This window comes from Sphingobium cyanobacteriorum (genome assembly GCF_030580935.1).
GTDB classification, from domain to species: Bacteria; Pseudomonadota; Alphaproteobacteria; order Sphingomonadales; family Sphingomonadaceae; genus Sphingobium; species Sphingobium cyanobacteriorum.
This window is the reverse complement of record NZ_JAUQOM010000071.1, coordinates 1-1,116: the sequence shown is the minus strand read 5'-3', so window position 1 is coordinate 1,116 and position 1,116 is coordinate 1. Positions and strand designations below refer to the sequence as shown.

General features: G+C 55.0%; 1 protein-coding gene. It reads left to right on the top strand.

The window, feature by feature from the left end; all coding sequences use genetic code 11:
* The first annotated feature begins 191 nt into the window (after positions 1–191).
* On the top strand, positions 192–989 hold the full coding sequence (gene tcyJ / locus Q4610_RS21715) for a cystine ABC transporter substrate-binding protein (RefSeq protein ID WP_234189812.1): 798 nt from the start codon (positions 192–194) through the stop codon (positions 987–989).
* The last annotated feature ends 127 nt before the right edge of the window (positions 990–1,116 follow it).

The following is a 1,116-nucleotide window of genomic DNA, read 5'->3' as shown; positions in this document are numbered from 1 at the left end:
AGCGCACCGCCCACAGGATCACATCACCCTGGAAATGGCGCCACTTGAAATCCGTCATCGTTCCGTCCGTCCAATCTCCGCCAAGCATGCTCAAGCTTCACGATTTTTGCAACAGAGCCCTTCAGACCGCATGTTGGCTTTACATACCGACTAGTCGCTTAATAATTCAAACTCAATGGAGATGATTCTTCATGTATTTCAACTTAAACCGACGGGCATTTTTCGCAGTAACTGCGCTTTGCCTGACATCCCTGACCGCTCTGGAAGCCACGGCCGCAGCCGACGTCTTGCCGTCGACAATCGCCGGAAAGGGTGAACTTGCGATTGGTCTCGAGTCGACCTATCCCCCCTTTAATTTTCAGGATGAATCCGGCAATCTCGTCGGGTTCGAGGTCGATTTTGCTAACGATCTCTGCAAGAGGCTCGGACTGACGCCTAGATATGTGCCGACACAGTTTGACGGCATTCTCGCGGCTCTCGCGTCTGGTAGGCTCGACGTCGTGATCAACCAGATCACCATCACTCCGGAACGTCAGAAGAACTACGATTTCTCGGTTCCATACACGATCACCAAGATCCAGATGGTCACTCGGAAAGAACTCGCAGCCGAGCTGACGGCACCTGAAAAGCTTTCAGGGCGCGCCGTTGGCGCGGTGCTCGGCACGAACTTCGAGCAATGGGCTCGTGCCAACGTCCCTGACGCGGACGTCAAGACCTACGACCTCGACGCCACCATGTATCGCGATTTGAAGGCGGGCCGGATCGACGTGGCCCTCAACGACACGATGGTCGCGGCGAGTCTGATCAAAAAAGCCGATTCGGGCTTCGTCACGGCGGGCGAACCGTTCGCCCCCCAAGAGCAGGCGGTCGCAATGCGAAAAGACCCGGCACTGAAAGCTGCCATCGACAAAGCCATCGAAGAAATGAAAGCCGACGGCACTTTGACGGCCATGTCGATCAAATGGCTCGGTGTCGATGTCTCGAAGTGAGACCGTGCGTTCCTACCATCAAGCAGGAGAGCTGCGAATGCAGCTCTCCACAAAGAAAGTGAATGAAGATGACGATGATACCCAACTCCAATGAAGCGCGGGATATTGCGTACCACTTCCACGCCTA

Coding starts and splice junctions, on each gene's coding strand:
- tcyJ (WP_234189812.1), top strand. CDS start 192: ATGTATTTCAACTTAAACCGACGGGCATTTTTCGCAGTAACTGCGCTT.